General features: G+C 73.3%; 9 protein-coding genes. 7 read left to right on the top strand and 2 right to left on the bottom strand.

The window, feature by feature from the left end; genetic code table 11:
* The first annotated feature begins 79 nt into the window (after positions 1-79).
* From iolB to HK417_RS05860, 7 genes are read left to right on the top strand one after another with little or no spacing between them, the layout of a single operon-like run.
* On the top strand, positions 80-1,006 hold the full coding sequence (gene iolB / locus HK417_RS05890; RefSeq protein WP_222264336.1) for a 5-deoxy-glucuronate isomerase: 927 nt from the start codon (positions 80-82) through the stop codon (positions 1,004-1,006).
* Positions 1,003-2,934 (top strand): 3D-(3,5/4)-trihydroxycyclohexane-1,2-dione acylhydrolase (decyclizing), encoded by a 1,932-nt coding sequence (iolD, locus tag HK417_RS05885; RefSeq protein WP_222264334.1) that lies wholly within the window; start codon positions 1,003-1,005, stop codon positions 2,932-2,934. Before iolB ends, iolD begins: the two co-directional genes overlap by 4 nt.
* Positions 2,935-2,960: 26 nt before the next feature.
* Positions 2,961-3,917, top strand: a complete 957-nt coding sequence (locus HK417_RS05880) for a sugar phosphate isomerase/epimerase family protein (RefSeq protein ID WP_222264332.1) — start codon at positions 2,961-2,963, stop codon at positions 3,915-3,917.
* Positions 3,914-4,987 carry a Gfo/Idh/MocA family protein gene (locus HK417_RS05875; RefSeq protein ID WP_222264330.1) on the top strand — a complete coding sequence of 358 codons (1,074 nt, stop codon included), beginning with the start codon at positions 3,914-3,916 and terminating at the stop codon, positions 4,985-4,987. The genes HK417_RS05880 and HK417_RS05875 overlap by 4 nt, the downstream gene beginning before the upstream one ends.
* Complete coding sequence (locus HK417_RS05870) at positions 4,984-5,859, top strand: sugar phosphate isomerase/epimerase family protein (protein WP_222264328.1); 876 nt, start codon at positions 4,984-4,986, stop codon at positions 5,857-5,859. The genes HK417_RS05875 and HK417_RS05870 overlap by 4 nt, the downstream gene beginning before the upstream one ends.
* Positions 5,860-5,888: 29 nt before the next feature.
* Positions 5,889-7,382: a CoA-acylating methylmalonate-semialdehyde dehydrogenase gene (locus HK417_RS05865; RefSeq protein WP_222264326.1), complete on the top strand. Its 1,494-nt coding sequence runs from the start codon at positions 5,889-5,891 to the stop codon at positions 7,380-7,382.
* Positions 7,383-7,410: 28 nt separating this feature from the next.
* The gene (locus HK417_RS05860; protein WP_261325952.1) at positions 7,411-8,472 is read left to right on the top strand and encodes a DUF3500 domain-containing protein; all 1,062 of its coding nucleotides are present in this window, start codon (positions 7,411-7,413) and stop codon (positions 8,470-8,472) included.
* A 49-nt stretch (positions 8,473-8,521) separates the two neighbouring features.
* On the opposite strand, the gene HK417_RS05855 is transcribed toward HK417_RS05860, so the two are convergent.
* Positions 8,522-10,480 carry a 3-oxoacyl-ACP synthase III family protein gene (locus HK417_RS05855; protein WP_222264324.1) on the bottom strand — a complete coding sequence of 653 codons (1,959 nt, stop codon included), beginning with the start codon at positions 10,478-10,480 and terminating at the stop codon, positions 8,522-8,524.
* 2 nt (positions 10,481-10,482) lie between these two features.
* Entirely contained in the window at positions 10,483-16,017 is a 5,535-nt protein-coding gene (locus HK417_RS26375; protein ID WP_222264322.1) for an ATP-binding protein, read from the bottom strand.
* Positions 16,018-16,020: the final 3 nt, after the last annotated feature.

Here is a 16,020-nt window from a genome sequence, read left to right as displayed (position 1 = left end):
TCCTGCCCCCACCGCCCGCACGCTCGCCGCGGGGCCCTGCAGGAGGGCCGACAGCCTCTCCCCAACGCCGAGGAGCAGCATGACCGCGACCACCTCCCTGCACCTGCCCGCCGGGACCACGGCGGCCGGTGCCTACGACCTGCACGTCACCCCCGAGTCGGCCGGCTGGGGCCACAGCGGCCTGCGGGTGCTGTCCCTCGGTGCCGGGGAGACGCACGAGCTGGAGACCGGGCCGGACGAGGTCGTCCTGGTGCCACTGGAGGGCTCGTTCGACGTCGAGTGCGGCGGGGAATCCTCGCACCTGACCGGGCGGGCCTCCGTCTTCGCCGGCCCCACCGACGTCGTGTACCTGCCTCGGGACGCCACCGCACGGCTGTCCGGCGCGGGCGGCGGCCGGCTGGCGCTGTGCACGGCCCGGGCCCGCAGCCGCCTGCCGGTGCGGTACCGACCCGCCGCAGACGTGCCGGTGGAGCTGCGTGGCGCCGGCAGCTGCAGCCGGCAGGTGCACAACTTCGCCACCGCCGACACCTTCCCGGCCGACTCCCTGATCGCGTGCGAGGTGATCACCCCGGGCGGCAACTGGTCGTCCTATCCCCCGCACAAGCACGACGAGGCCTCGGAGCACGAGACGGAGCTGGAGGAGATCTACTACTACGAGATCTCCGCCGGGCCGAACGGCCAGCCCGGCCTGGCCTACCAGCGCGTGTACGGCACCCCCGAACGGCCGGTGGACGTGCTGGCCGAGGTCCGCGACGGCGACGTCGTGCTGATCCCGCACGGCTGGCACGGACCGTCGATCGCCGCGCCCGGCCACGACCTCTACTACCTCAACGTGATGGCCGGTCCCGGCCCTGAACGCGCCTGGCGGATCGTCGACGACCCCGCGCACACCTGGATCCGCGACACCTGGGCGACCGAGCAGGTCGACCCGCGGCTGCCGCTGCACTCCCCCGCCACCGACCCGCAGCACCAGGCCCCCGGCCAGGACGGAGCGACCCGACAGTGACCGAGTTCCCACCCGCGGCGCGGATCGAGACGGTTCGGCTGACCGTTTCGCAGGCGGTCGTGCGTTTCCTGGCGCGGCAGTACTCCGAGCGCGACGGGCAGCGGCAGCGGTTGTTCGCCGGTTGTTTCGGCATCTTCGGGCACGGCAACGTGGCCGGGCTGGGTCAGGCGCTGTTGCAGGCGGAGTTGGATGAGCCCGGCGCGCTGCGGTATGTGCTGGGCCGCAACGAGCAGGCGGTGGTGCACACCGCGGTCGGCTACGCCCGGGCCAGGGACCGGCTGCAGATCTGGGCGGTGTCGACCAGCGTGGGGCCGGGGGCGACGAACATGCTCACCGGGGCGGCGCTGGCCACGATCAACCGGCTGCCGGTGCTGCTGCTGCCGGCCGACACGTTCGCCACCCGCTCGGCCGGTCCGCTGCTGCAGGAGCTGGAGCGGCCCGAGTCCGGTGACGTGACGGTGAATGACGCCTTTCGGCCGGTGTCGCGGTACTTCGACCGGATCTGGCGGCCCGAGCAGCTGCCCGGCGCGTTGCTGGGGGCGATGCGGGTGCTCACCGATCCGGCGGAGACCGGCGCGGTCACCCTGTGCTTTCCGCAGGACGTGCAGGCCGAGGCGTTCGACTGGCCGGTCGAGCTGTTCGCCGAGCGCACCTGGCACGTGGGCCGGCCGCTGCCCGAGCCGGCCGCGCTGGCCCGGGCGGTGCAGGTGCTGCGGTCGGCGCGGCGGCCGCTGGTGGTGGCCGGCGGCGGGGTCATCTACTCGGACGCGACCGAGGCGCTCGCGGCGTTCGCCGAGGCGACCGGCGTCCCGGTCGCCCAGACCCAGGCGGGCAAGGGGGCGCTGCCCTTCGACCATCCGCGGTCGGTGGGGGCGATCGGGTCGACCGGGACGACGGCGGCGAACGCGCTGGCCCGGGAGGCCGACGTCGTGCTGGGGATCGGCACCCGCTGGCAGGACTTCACCACCGCCTCGCACACCGCGTTCAACGATCCGGGGGTGCGGTTCGTCAACGTCAACGTGGCCGCGATGGACGCCGCCAAGCACGCCGGCGTCACCGTGCAGGCCGACGCCCGGCAGACGCTGACCGCGCTGTCGGATGCGCTGGCCGGCTGGTCGGTGGAGGAGGCCTACCGGGCCCGCACCGCCGGGCTGAAGGACGCGTGGGAGGCCACCGTGGAGTCCGCCTACCATCCGGCGGTGCCCAGCGCCGGGGAGGGCGGGCGGCTGACCCAGAACGAGGTGATCGGCATCGTCAACGAGGTCTCCGGCCCCCGGGACGTGGTGGTCTGCGCGGCCGGGTCGATGCCCGGTGATCTGCACAAGATGTGGCGGGTGCGGGACCGCAAGGGCTACCACGTCGAGTACGGCTACTCCTGCATGGGTTATGAGATCCCCGGCGGCATCGGTGTCCGGATGGCCAGCCCGGACCGGGATGTGTTCGTCATGCTGGGCGACGCGGGCTACCTGATGATGCCGACCGAGCTGGTCACCGCCGTCCAGGAGGGGGTGAAGATCGTCGTCGTCCTGGTGCAGAACCACGGCTTCGCCTCCATCGGCGCGCTGTCCGAGCAGCTGGGCTCCCAGCGCTTCGGCACCCGCTACCGGTACCGGTCGGAGTCCGGCCGGCTCGACGGCGACGTGCTGCCGGTGGACCTGGCGGCGAACGCGGCCAGCCTGGGCGTGGACGTCCTGGTCGCCAAGGACGGGCCCAGCCTCGCCGAGGCGCTGCGCACGGCCAAGGCCGCCGACCGGACCACGGTGGTGCACGTCGAGACCGATCCGCTGATCGACGCCCCGTCGAGTGAGTCCTGGTGGGACGTGCCGGTCAGCGAGGTCTCCACGCTGCAGAGCACCCAGGAAGCCCGCACCGTCTACGAGCAGTGGAAGGGGCGCCAGCGCGCCTTCCTGCGCCCCACCCAGCCCTGAGCCGCCCAGCCACCGGAGGAGACCAGATGACACAGCAGCAGAGCCGGATCCGGGTCGGGTCCGCACCGGACTCGTGGGGGGTCTGGTTCCCCGACGACCCGCAGCAGGTGCCGTGGCTGCGGTTCCTGGACGAGGTGAGCGCGTGCGGGTACGAGTGGATCGAGCTGGGGCCCTACGGTTACCTGCCCACCGATCCGGACCAGCTGAGCGACGAGCTCGGCACCCGCGGGCTGAAGGTGTCGGCCGGCACGGTGTTCGAGCACCTGCACCGGCCGGACTCCTGGGACGCGGTGTGGGGTCAGGTCAAGGACGTCGCCGCGCTGACCGCGGCGATGGGCGGCACCCACGTCGTCGTCATCCCAGACACGTTCCGCGACCAGAAGACCGGCGCCGACGTCGAGTCCCGGCACCTCACCCCGGAGGCCTGGACCGCCAAGACGACCGGCGTGGACCGGCTGGGCCGGGCGGTGCAGGAGGAGTACGGCCTGTCGATCGCCTTCCATCCGCACGCCGAGACGCACGTCGGCCACCAGGCCGACATCGAGCGGTTCCTCGCCGACACCGACCCGCGGTACGTGCCGCTGTGCCTGGACACCGGGCATGTCAGCTACTACCGGGGGGACAACCTGGACCTGATCCGCCGGTACCCCGAGCGGATCGGCTATCTGCACCTGAAGCAGGTGGACCCGGCGGTGATCGACCGGGTGCTCGCGGAGGACATCGTGTGGCCCGAGGCGGTGCGGATGGGCGCGATGGTCGAGCCGCCGAACGGGGTGCCGGAGTATCCGCCGCTGCTGGCGGCCATCGACGAGCTGGGGCTGGACGTGTTCGCGATCGTCGAGCACGACCTCTACCCCTGCGCGCCCGACGTGCCCCTCCCGATCGCCCAGCGCACCCACCGCTACATCGCCAGCTGCGGGTTCCCGTCGCTGGAGATCGGCACCCCGAGGACTCCCGCTCCGGGATCGGGGGGCCAGGCGTGACCAGCGCCGAGACCACCTCCGGGGTGTTGCCCGAGCTGGCCGACGTTCCCGCCGCGGAGCTGCGGGTCGCCGTGCTGGGCGTGGGGATGATGGGCGCGGACCACGTGGCCCGGCTGCACAGCCGCATCTCCGGCGCCCGGGTGGTGCTGGTCAGCGACGCGTTCCGGGAGAAGGCCGAGCAGGTCGCCTCCGACGTGCCCGGCTGCCGGGTGATCGACGATCCGCTGGCGGCGATCGCCGACGACGAGGTGGACGCGGTGCTGATCGCCACTCCCGGTCAGTTCCACGAGGAGCAGGTGCTGGCCTGCATTCAGCACGGCAAGCCGGTGCTGTGTGAGAAGCCGCTGACCATGGACGCCGCCACCTCGCTGGCCGTGGTGCACGCCGAGGACGCCTACGCCCAGCGCACCGGCCGCCGGCTGGTGCAGGTCGGGTTCATGCGCCGCTTCGACCCCGAGTACGCCCAGCTGCGCGCGCTGATCGAGTCCGGCGGGATCGGCGAGCCGCTGGTGGTGCACTGCGCGCACCGCAACGCCGCCGTGCCGCCGCACTTCACCAGCGAGATGATGATCAACGACTCGGTGGTGCACGAGGTCGACGTCGCCCGCTTCCTGCTCGATGAGGAGATCGCCGCGGTCAGCGTGCTGCGGCCGCGGGCGACCCGGCACGCGGTGGCCGGCCAGTCCGATCCGCTGCTGGTGCTGTTGGAGACCGGCAGCGGGCGGATCGTCGACGTGGAGGTGTTCGTCAGCACCGGCGTGGCCTACGAGGTGCGCACCGAGGTGGTCGGCGAGGACGGCAGCGCGATGATCGGCCTGGACGTCGGCCTGCTCCGGCAGCGCGGCGGCGCGTCGGGGGCCTCGCGGAGCACCGCGATCGCGCCGGATTTCCGGCAGCGCTTCGGCCGGGCCTACGACATCGAGCTGCAGCGCTGGGCCGACGCCGCCCGCCGCGGCACCATCGATGGCCCCGGCGCCTGGGACGGCTACGCGGCCCAGGCGGTGTGCGCCGCCGGGGTGGCGGCGCTGCGCACCGGCCGGCGCACCGAGGTGGAGCTGGCCGCCCGATGAGGATCGCCCTGGATCCGCAGATGCTGCGCACGACGCCGCTGCTGGAGCTGCCCGACGCGGTGGCCTCGATCGGCTACGAGTGGATGGAGCTGTCCCCGCGGGCGGACTTCGTTCCGTTCTTCCAGCACCCCCGGGTGGACCTGGCCACGGTGCGGGCGTTGCGGTCCCGGCTGGCCGGCGCCGGGGTGGGGGTGACCTCGCTGCTGCCGGTGCTGCGCTGGTCCGGGCCCGGCGAGGTGGAGCGGCAGGCCGCGGTGCGGTACTGGAGGCGGGCCATCGAGATCTGCGCCGAGCTGGGCGTGGACACGATGAACAGCGAGTTCAACGGCCGCCCGGAGGCACCCGAGCTGGCCGAGGCGATGTTCTGGCGGTCGATGGAGGAACTGCTGCCGGTGTTCGAGCGGGAGGGGATCCGGCTGGTGCTGGAGCCGCATCCGGACGACTTCATCGAGCTCGGCCACCCGGCGATCGACCTGGTCCGCGGCATCGACTCCCCGCTGGTGTCCTTCCTGTACTGCATGCCGCACACCTTCCACCAGGGCGACGACGCGGCCGGGATCATCGCGCACGCCGGAGAGCTGCTCACCCACGTGCACGTCGCCGACTCGATGGACCACACCGCCTCGGACGGGCTGCGCTACATCACCAACCCGCCCGGCAACACCGTCCGGGTGCACCAGCACATGGAACTCGGCCGCGGCGACGTCGACGCCGACGCCGCGTTCGCCGCGCTGGCCGGAATCGGCTTCGACGGGGTGCTGACCACCTGCGTCTTCGGCTGGGACGACCAGGCCCGGGAGTCCGGCGCCCGGATGCTCACCGCGATCCGCGAGCTGGTCGACAAGCACTTCCCCGCCGGCACCCTCCCCTGACCCCCTCCCCACCACCCGAGAGGCAGCACATGTCCCAGCACATCCCGCACTGGATCGGCGGCGCCCGCCGCGAGGGCACCGGCGGCCGCACCGCGGAGGTGACCGACTCGGCGACCGGTGAGGTGATCGGCGCGGTGGCGCTGGCCTCGGTCGAGGAGGTCGACGCCGCGGTCGCCGCCGCCGCGGCGGCGTTCCCCGGCTGGCGGGACACCTCGCTGGCGCGGCGCACCGCGGTGCTGTTCCGCTTCCGGGAGCTGCTCAACGCCCGCAAGCCGGAGCTGGCCGCGATCATCACCGCCGAGCACGGCAAGGTCCTCGACGACGCGCTCGGCGAGGTCTCCCGCGGCCAGGAGGTCGTGGAGTTCGCCTGCGGGGTGCCCTCGCTGGTCCGCGGCGGGTTCACCGAGAACGCCTCGACCAACGTCGACGTCCACTCGGTGCGCCAGCCGCTGGGCCCGGTGGCGATCATCAGCCCGTTCAACTTCCCGGCGATGGTGCCGATGTGGTTCTTTCCCGTCGCGATCGCCACCGGCAACACCGTCGTGCTCAAGCCCAGCGAGCAGGACCCGTCGGCGGCGCTGTGGATGGCCCAGCTGTGGCAGGAGGCCGGGCTGCCCGACGGGGTGTTCAACGTGGTGCAGGGGGACAAGGTGGCCGTCGACCGGCTGCTGGAGCACCCCGACATCGCCGCGGTGTCCTTCGTCGGGTCCACCGCGATCGCCCGCTACGTGTATGAGACCGGCACCCGGGCGGGCAAGCGGGTGCAGGCCCTGGGCGGGGCGAAGAACCACATGGTCGTGCTGCCCGACGCCGACCTGGACCTCGCCGCCGACGCCGCGGTGAACTCCGGGTTCGGATCGGCCGGGGAGCGGTGCATGGCGATCAGCGCGGTGCTCGCCGTCGGCGGGGTCGGGGACGACCTGGTCGCCCGGATCGCCGAGCGCACCGCCACGCTGCGCACCGGCGACGGCCGCACCGGCGCCGACATGGGCCCGCTGATCAGCCGCCGGCACCGGGACAAGGTCGCCTCCTACGTCCAGGCCGGCGAGTCCGAGGGCGCCAAGCTGGTCGTGGACGGCCGCGAGGTGACCCCCGACGGCGGGCAGGACGGCTTCTGGCTCGGCCCCACCCTGGTCGACCACGTCCAGCCGCAGATGAGCGTCTACCGGGACGAGATCTTCGGGCCGGTGCTGTCGGTGCTGCGGGTGGACACCTACGAGCACGCCGTGGCGCTGATCAACGCCAACGAGTACGGCAACGGCACCGCGATCTTCACCAACGACGGCGGCGCCGCCCGGCGGTTCCAGCACGAGGTGCAGGTCGGCATGATCGGCATCAACGTGCCCATCCCGGTACCGATGGCCTACTACTCCTTCGGCGGCTGGAAGAACAGCCTCTTCGGCGACACCCACGCCCACGGCGCCGAGGGCGTGCACTTCTTCACCCGCGGCAAGGTCATCACCAGCCGCTGGCTCGACCCCAGCCACGGCGGACTGAACCTCGGCTTCCCGCAAAACGCCTGACCGCCCTCCCCGCCGGGATCATGGCGTGATGACCACCGACCGGACTCCCGGAGGGGGCGCCATGATCGCCGGAGAGGGAGCGGACCGGGCCGTCGCCGGGCGGATGGCCGCGGCGGCGTCGGCGTGGCTGGCCGGCCTCGACCCGGACCAGCGCGCTCTGGCGCAGCGAGCCGGGCCGTCGGGCGGGCCGGGGGCGGAGGCCGAGCGGCTGCGCTGGTCCTACCTCCCCACCGACCACGGCGGGCTGCCGCTGGGCCGGCAGCGCCCGGCGCAGCAGTCGCTGGCGATGCGGCTGGTGTCCACCGGGCTCTCGGACGCCGGCTACGTCACCGTCTGCGCTGTCATGGGCCTGGAGAACGTGCTCGACGGGGCGGAGGGCTTCCCGCGCGGCGGGGGCCGGGAGCGCTACCGCGACCCGGGGCTCTACTACCTGCGGGTCTTCGGCGAGCCGGGCGGCCCCGGGCCGTGGGGCTGGCGGTTCGGCGGCCACCACGTCTCGCTCAACAACCTCGTGGTGGACGGCCGGGTGCGCGCGGTGACGCCCTGCTTCATCGGCGCGAACCCGGCCGCTGCCCCGCTGCTCGGGGGCGGCAGCCTGCGGGTGCTCGGCCCGACGGAGGACCTGGCGCGCGACCTGGTGCGATCGCTGTCCCCCGCGCTGCGGGCCCGCGCCGTCCTCCTCGACCGGGCGCCGTCCGACATCGTCAGCCGCAACCGTCCGCGGCTCTTCGACGGCGACGTGGAGCCGGACGACGAGCCGCCGCTGACGGTGCAGCCGCAGGGCGTCGCCGGCAGCGAGCTGGACTCGGCGGGACGCGCGCTGCTGGAGGCGCTCTTGGCCGCCTACCTGGGGCGGGTGCCGGACGGGCTGGTCGCTCCGGTGGACGTCGACGCCGTGCACCTGGCGTGGGCAGGCTCCACCGAGCCCGGCCGGCCGCACTACCACCGGCTGCAGGGGCCGCGGCTGCTCGCCGAGTGGGACGACACCCAGGACGGGGCGAACCACGCGCACTCGGTGTGGCGGGACCCGGAGGCCGACTTCGGCCTGGACGCCCTCGCCGTCCACCGGGCCGAGCACCACCGCGGCTGACCGCCGGCGCCGGTCGACGGCGCCGGCGGTCAGCCGGGGGCGCCGGCGGTCAGCCGAACGCCTCCTGGATCGCGTCCGAGGCCCGGCGCGGAGTCCCCTCCTGCGGGCCGGTCGGCCCGGCCGTCCCGGCATCGCGCGCGGCGGGCTCGCGCAGCTCGACCACCGCGGGATCGATCCGCATCACGGCATAGCCGGCCACGGCTCCCGCGCCGAACCCCGGTGCGAAGATCCGGACCGGCTCGCTGATCACGCCGTCGCGCACGGCGTCGTGGATCGCCAGGGGGATGCTCGCCGCGGACGCGTTGCCGACCCTCTCGATGTTGAAGTACAGCTGGTCCGCGCCCAGCCCGGCCTTCTCGGCCAGCTGGAGCACCATCGTCTTGTTGGCCTGGTGCGGGACGATCAGGTCGATCGTCTCCAGCAGCGAGCCGGCCTGGCCCCGCGGGTCCGGCAGCGCCCCGATCTCCTCGATCATCTGGGTCAGGTACCGGCCGGCCAGGTTCTTGACCTGCGGACCGAACACGGTGATGTTGTTGTCGAAGTCGGGGTTGGGCCAGATGATCGAGTTCACCTCGCTCGCCGGGCCGCTGGCGTAGGTCTGCAGGTAGTCGAAGTCCGGCTCCTCGCCCTCGGGCGCCACTCCCACGACCAGTGCGGCCGCGCCGTCGGCGAACAGCATGCGCGACGGGCGGACGTTGCCGACCTTGTCCGAGAACTTCTCCGCGCACACGACCAGGACCGGCCGCTGCACCTCCTGCAGGATGCGCACGGCCTCGGCCAGTCCGTACGGCATCCCGGCGCACGCCGCGATGAGGTCGAAGGCCGCGTGGGTCTGGTAGATGCCCAGCTGGCCGCAGATGTAGGTGGCCAGCGACGGGATCAGCCGCGAGCTGGTGCAGGTGCACACCACCACCCCGCCGATCTCCTCGGGGGCGCGCTGCGCCTTCTCCAACGCCGCCTCGGCCGCCTGCAGCGCCAGCTCCTCGAGGCTGAGCGAGGTGTAGCGCCGCTGCTCGACCCCGGTCTTCTCCCGGATCTCGTCGGCACTCATCGGTGACCAGTTGTAGGAGGAGTTCCGGACGACGTCGTCGTTGGTGAAGGGCTGGTCCCCGTGGACGGCGACCAGCGCCTCCAGCTTGGGCATCACGGTGAACTGGCTGCGGACGTCGACCGCCGGGTAGGGCCGCACCGGCTGCCGGGACTCCCGGGCCCGGGGCGCCGGCCGCTTGGTGTCGCCGGCGCTCAGCCGGCGGAGGAAGTCGGCGACCCCCTTGTCCCGGGGGTGGAAGGCGACGACGTAGTCGTCGTCCGACAGCTGGTCCGCCCGGGTGAGCTCCACACCGGCCCGGTCCCACGGGTACTGGTTGTGCAGGACCATCGCCCAGCGGTGCAGCGCCTCGAGCTCCGGCACGTCCTCCCAGCAGTCGAGGATGTCGTCGTAGTCGAAGACCGGGTAGTCGGGGTCGTAGCTCGGCAGGCGGAACGTCAGGTTGTCCGGGTCCTCCAGGAACTGGGCCACCGTCGGCTTGACCGCCGGCAGGGTCGTCGCGTGGTTCTTCCGGTTGCCGAAGACGTCGAACAGGATGCCGAAAATCCTGTCCTCGACCTCCGCGTCCCACTTGGGCGGCAGCGCTGGGTAGGCCGACTCGACCGCGGCCACCTTCGTCGCGCCGTCCTCCCACGGCTGCAGCACCGGCAGGAAGACGTCGGTGCGGGTGCGGGGCAGGTCGCCCCAGCGGGTCGGCCGCTTGTCGTACATGGTGATCGAGAACCGGTTGGCCCAGAACAGGTTGAGGGCCACGTCCCGCATCAGGGTGTAGCGGTCCTCGTAGGCGCCGATCCGGACCTTGTCCAGGATGTCGGTGCCGCTGGGGGCCTTGGTCTCGAAGTCGCGCCGGATGACGTTGTCGAGCTGCTCCAGCGACTCCATGGTCGAGAAGTCCAGCTGCGGCATGATGCTCGAGGGGAACACCGGGCGACCGTGCCGGTTGAGGACGAAGGCGTTCATGGTCAGCCTCTCTGAGGGCCCGACGTGACGGCAGTCCCTGGACGGGCTGCCCGTTCCATGCCCCGCTCGACGGCGGCGATCAGCCGCGGACGGAGCTCGGCAGCGGGGACGATGTCGTGCACCGAGCCGACCCGGCGGGCCCGCTCGATGTCGTGCACGGCCTCGAACTCCGCGGCCACCTCGCCCAGCTTCTCCGATCGCACGCTGGCCCGCAGGGTGGCGAGCTCGGCGGCCAGCCGGGCCTGCTCCAGGCCCTCGGCGGCGTCCACCGCGGCCTGCAGCTCGCGCACCCGGCTGTCGGCGGCGGTGCGCTTGTCCACCTCGCGGGTGAAGACGACGGCCGCGGCGGGGGCACCGCCGAGCACCGAGGCGTAGGAGCCCTCGACCGCCAGCACCTCCATGTTGTCGTTGAGGACGCCGGCGAAGACGACGAAGGCCCCGCCGTGGTACCGGGACACGACGCAGAAGACGATCGGGCCCTCGAAGTTGGTGATCGCCCGGCCGATCTCGGCGCCGTACTCCAGCTGGAGCTTGCGCAAGGACTCCGGTGAGCCGTCGAAGCCGGAGAGGTTGGCCAGCACGACCAGCGGCCGGTTGCCGCTGGCCGCGTTGATGGCCCGGGCGGTCTTCCGCGACGACTGGGGGAACAGCGTGCCCGCCGTCCACTGGTCCGGACCGTCGGCGGGGTACCGGCCGCGGCGCGGGATCGGCCGGGACTCGATCCCGATCATCTCGACCGGGTAGCCGCCCAGGTGCGCGTCCAGCACGACCGAGGTGTCGGCGTCGGCCATGCCGGCCCACCGCTCGAGGACGGGGTGGTCCTGGTCGCTGACCGCGCGCAAGACCGTGCGGATGTCGAACGGCTTCTTGCGCTCGGGGTTGGCGGTCGCCGAGAAGATGTCCCCGACGGTGGTGAAGTCGCTCGACGGGTGACTGTGCGGATGCGACCGGACGTCCCGGTCCCGGGGGTCCTCGGTGGCGGCGGGCCGGGGCCAGCGCTCCCCGGGCACGACGTAGGTGTGGTCGTAGTGCCGCAGCAGCAGGTCGGTGGCAGCCGCGAGGTCCGGCGCCCAGTACTGGGCCTGGCCGTTCGGGCCCATCACCCGGTCGTAGCCGCCGATGCCGAAGTTGTCCTCGGCCGACACCCCACCGGAGTAGTCCAGGGAGTGCTTGCCGGTGAGCACCATCGCGCTGTCCGGCGTCATCACCAGGATGCCCTTGGTGTGCATGAGCATCGTGGCCTCGGCGTTCCAGTACGGCTGCGCCCCGACGTTGATCCCGGCGACGACGACGTTGATCTCGCCGCCGTCCTGGGTGAACGTGATGATCCGGCGCAGGGCGCGAGCCACCCAGTCCATGTTCTCGGTGCCGCTGTCCATCGAGATGCGGGCACCGGAGGACAACGCGAACCACTCGACCGGGACGCCGCGCTCCTCGGCGAGGTCCACGGCGGCGACGACCCGCGCGCACTCGGGTTCGGCCACGGTGCCCAGCGCCTTGGTCGGGTCACCGAACAAGACCACCCGGGTCATGTCCTCGGGATGGCGCTCGCTGGGCGTGCTGACCACGCCCACCACGAGGCCGGCCCGGTTGCGTCCGGGCGGCCGTTCGACCGGCACGAGGCGGCCCTGCTCGTCGAGGTCGTGCTCCACGAACGTGCCGCCCGGGCCGGCCAGCAGCGGCGCGAGCTCGTACGGGTAAACGGTGCCGCGGGCGCGGGAGCTCAGCACCTTGTCGGCGTAGTCGTCCAGGGGTCGCAGCGGCTCGGTCGGCCGGTCGGTCACCTCCATCCGCACGCCTGCCCCCGGCCGGAAGGAGAACCGCAGCGCCACGTCACGGGGGGCGCCGTCGTCCTCCTTCAGCCGTGCCAGCAGGACGATCTGGTCCAGACCGGCCCCGACCGTCAGCGGCGCGGAGGTCCGGGCGAAGGCCGCGACCTGGGACAGCGGCACCTCGATCGACGGCCAGGCGTAGAGGTGCACCCGGTTGTGCATCAGCGGCCGCCGCGACCGCCGCTGCGACTGCGCGCGGCGCAGCCCGTCGAGGCAGGCGGTCAGCAGCCGCTCCACGGTCGGGAACCCGACGATCTCGCCGGTCTCGTCGCGCAGCGGCGTCAGGTCGCGTACCTCGGCCATGGCGATCAGCCGCTCGTCGTTCGGATTGCCCTTGGCGACGACGTGCAGCAGGTAGGTGTCCTCGGCCGAGGGCAGTCGCCGGCCCTCGAACTCCTTGAGCCGCCACAGGTCGAGCCGCTGGGCCGTCAGCGGGTGCAGGCCGCGGATGATCCGCTCCTCGGCCAGGCCGTCCGGCGAGGGCCGGAACGTCACCGCGTCGACGTCGCCGTCCGGCGTGCAGACGGTCACGGTCACCCGGCGCACCGTCTGCAGCTCCGGCACGGCCGCGAGCTGCTCCTGCAGCCGGGCGGCCATGGCGTCGGCATCGGCCGGCCGGTCGGGCCAGAAGAGGTAGAGGTCCAGGATCAGGTGCGCGGGGTCCCCCGACTCCGTGGCCCGGGCGGCCAGCGCGGAGAGGGCGGCGGGCAGGCCGTCGCTGCCGACCATCAGGGCGAGCACGTGCAGCTGCACGCCGTTGAGCTCGTAGTCCGCGGAGACGGCCGACTGGCCGTCGAGCAGGAAGGACCGGACGCCCTGGAGGGCGCGGCTACGGTAGTAGCGCCGGGTGAGGACCTCCACGACGGGGTCCGGACCGCTGGTCGGGCGGTCGAAGCGCTGCGCCAGGAGCCGGATCAACGGCTCCGGGCTGGCGACCAGCGCCTCGATCCGGGTCAGGTCGTCCCCGGACTCTCCCCGGCTCCGGGCGTCGTCGAGCTCGTCCAGCAGCCGCCCTGCCTCGTCGATGACCTCCTGCCGCGCCCGGCGGACCACCGGCTCCTCGAAGGAGCGGTACCGCACGGCGCGGGCGAGGTCGCCCACCGACGGGTAGCGCAGCTGGGTGGCGACCACGAGCCGGTCGAGCATCTCCGCGACCTCCGACCGCGCCTCCGACGGTGGTGGCCCGGCGGCCAGCCACCGGTCCAGCAGCGCCTGCACGGCCGGCAGCTGGCCGGTGACCCGCTGCTGGGCGAGGAAGACCCGGTACACCGCCGCTTCGAGGGCAGGCCCGGAGTCACGGTCGTCGTCGACGCCGTAGTGCGCCAGTGCCCGGCGCAGCCGGTCCCGGAAGCTGGCCGGGAGTCCCTCCCGCTCCGCGTCGAGCGAGTGCAGGTACGTGTGGAAGTACTCGCGCGGGCTGTGGACCTGCTGGTCCTCCTCCTCTTCCTCCTCCTCGGCGACGGCCGGGCGGTTGCGCGACAGCTCGGCGAGGTCGGCGAACGTGGTGAGGACGGCGAGCTCCGCGCGCAGCAGCTCCGGGTCGTCCGACGGGAGCTCCGCGCAGGCGTCGGCGTACTCCCGCACCAGGTCGGCGACGTGCCCGGCGCCGATGTCGTAGCCGGTGATCAGCGCCTGCAGCGCCGCGAGCGTCGCCAGGGCGCGGGACCGGGCATCCGGTGCGGCCGCGTCCGCGCTCTCCGGCAGGGTGACCCGCTCGCCCGACGCCTCCTCGGCGTCGCCGCCCGCCCGGTCGATCGTCAGGAGCGGGGCGCCGGCGTCGACCTGGGCGTTGGCGGCGGCGCGCACCTCGCGCACCCGGCCCGCGAACGGCGCCCGCACTGCCGTCTCCATCTTCATGCTCTCCAGCACGACGATCGTCTGGCCGGCCTCGACCTCCTGACCGACGGCCGCCCGCACCGCCACGACGACCGCGGGCGCCGGGGCACGCACGATGCCGCCGACGTCCCTGGCCACCCGGTGCGACACACCGTCGACCTCGACGAGGGAGGAGCCGGTCGCCTGGACCGCGACCACCGAGAACCGGTCGTCGCCCACCGTCAGCCGGCTCTCCAGCGGGCTGAGCCGGTCCACGTCCACGTCGGTGACCCGGTCGTCGAGCGTCACCCGGTACCGGTCCCGCCCCACCGTCGCGACGGTGAGCCGGTAGGCCTGCCCGCGGTGCCCCAGCTCCACCGCCCGCCCCACCTCGTGCGGGGCCCGCGGGCGCCCGCCCTGGGCCGAGGCGAGGAAGGCGGCCCGCTCCCGCGCCTCCTCCTCGTCGGCGACGTCGATCGCCACCTGGGCCAGCGCCACCCAGGCGTTGCCCGCGGGCTCGGCGTCCCCGCTCGTCCCCGCGCGGTCCAGCCAGCCGGTGTCCGCGGTGCCGGCGACCACCTCGGGCTGGTCCAGGAGCTCCAGCAGGAAGGACTTGGTCGTGGTTCCGCCGCGCAGCACGACGGTGGTGTCGCGCAGGGCGCACCGCAGCCGGGCGAGCGCCTCGGGTCGGTCCCGTCCCCAGGCGATGATCTTGGCGATCATGGAGTCGTAGAGCGGCGGGATGACGTCACCGACGCCGATGCCGGTGTCCACGCGGATCCCGGGCCCGGTGGGCAGCCGCATGAGCTCGACCCGGCCGGGCGCGGGGGCGAAGCCCTGCTCGGCGTCCTCGGCGTTGAGGCGTGCCTCCACCGCGTGCCCGGACCGCGGGGGCGGATCGCCCTCGAGCCGGCCGCCACCGGCCACGTGCAGCTGCAGCTTCACGATGTCCAGGCCGGTGGTCTCCTCGGTGACCGGGTGCTCGACCTGCAGCCGCGTGTTCACCTCGAGGAAGGTGAACAGCTCCTCCTCGGGCTGGTACAGGAACTCGACGGTGCCCGCCCCGACGTACCCGGCGGCCTTCACCAGCGCGATGGAGGACTCGCGCAGCAGCCGGTCCTGCTCGGCGCTCAGCGCAGGGGAACTCGACTCCTCCAGCACCTTCTGGTTGCGCCGCTGGACGGAGCAGTCGCGCACCCCGGGAGCCCAGACCGTGCCGTGCTGGTCGGCGATCACCTGGACCTCGACGTGCCGGCCGCCCTCGACCAGCTTTTCCATGAAGACGACCGGATCGCCGAAGGTGCGCTGCGCCTCGACCTGCGTGCGGGTCAGCGCGTCCTCGAGCTCGTCCGCGGAACGCACGACGCGGATCCCCCGCCCGCCGCCGCCGCTCCGGGACTTGACGATCAGCGGATAGCCGATCGCGTCCGCGTGCCGACGGCCGTCCTCGATGCCGGCCACCGGGCCGCCGCTCCACGCCGCCACCGGCACGCCGGTCTTCTCGGCGAGCACCTTCGCCTCGACCTTGGCCCCGAGCAGCCGCATGGCCTCCGGCGGGGGACCGATGAAGACGACGCCGAGGGAGGCGCACAGCTCGGCGAAGGCAGGGTCCTCCGCGACGAAGCCCCAGCCGACCCACGCGGCGTCGGCGCGGCTGGCACGCAGCGCCCGGGCCAGCTCCTCGTGATCGAGGTACGGGCTGCCCGCACCCGTCTCGCGGAGCAGCACCGCCTCGTCGGCGGCTCGGACGAACGTCGCCCGGCGCTCGGCCTCGGTGTACAGCGCGATGACGCGCGTTCCGTGCCCGTGCTCTGCGTTGAGCTCCCGGACGGCGCGCGTGAGCCGCATGGCGGGCTCACCCCGGTTGATGACGGCGATGCGGTGAAACACCGA

Source organism: Modestobacter marinus (assembly GCF_019799945.1).
In the GTDB taxonomy this organism is placed as follows: Bacteria; Actinomycetota; Actinomycetes; order Mycobacteriales; family Geodermatophilaceae; genus Modestobacter; species Modestobacter marinus_B.
This window is presented reverse-complemented; position numbering and strand designations above follow the sequence as displayed.

Excerpts from the sequence above, each read along its gene's own strand:
- HK417_RS05880 (WP_222264332.1), top strand. The coding sequence starts at position 2,961 with ATGACACAGCAGCAGAGCCGGATCCGGGTCGGGTCCGCACCGGACTCG.
- iolB (WP_222264336.1), top strand. The coding sequence starts at position 80 with ATGACCGCGACCACCTCCCTGCACCTGCCCGCCGGGACCACGGCGGCC.
- HK417_RS05865 (WP_222264326.1), top strand. The coding sequence starts at position 5,889 with ATGTCCCAGCACATCCCGCACTGGATCGGCGGCGCCCGCCGCGAGGGC.
- HK417_RS05860 (WP_261325952.1), top strand. The coding sequence starts at position 7,411 with ATGACCACCGACCGGACTCCCGGAGGGGGCGCCATGATCGCCGGAGAG.
- HK417_RS05855 (WP_222264324.1), bottom strand. The coding sequence starts at position 10,480 with ATGAACGCCTTCGTCCTCAACCGGCACGGTCGCCCGGTGTTCCCCTCG.
- HK417_RS05870 (WP_222264328.1), top strand. The coding sequence starts at position 4,984 with ATGAGGATCGCCCTGGATCCGCAGATGCTGCGCACGACGCCGCTGCTG.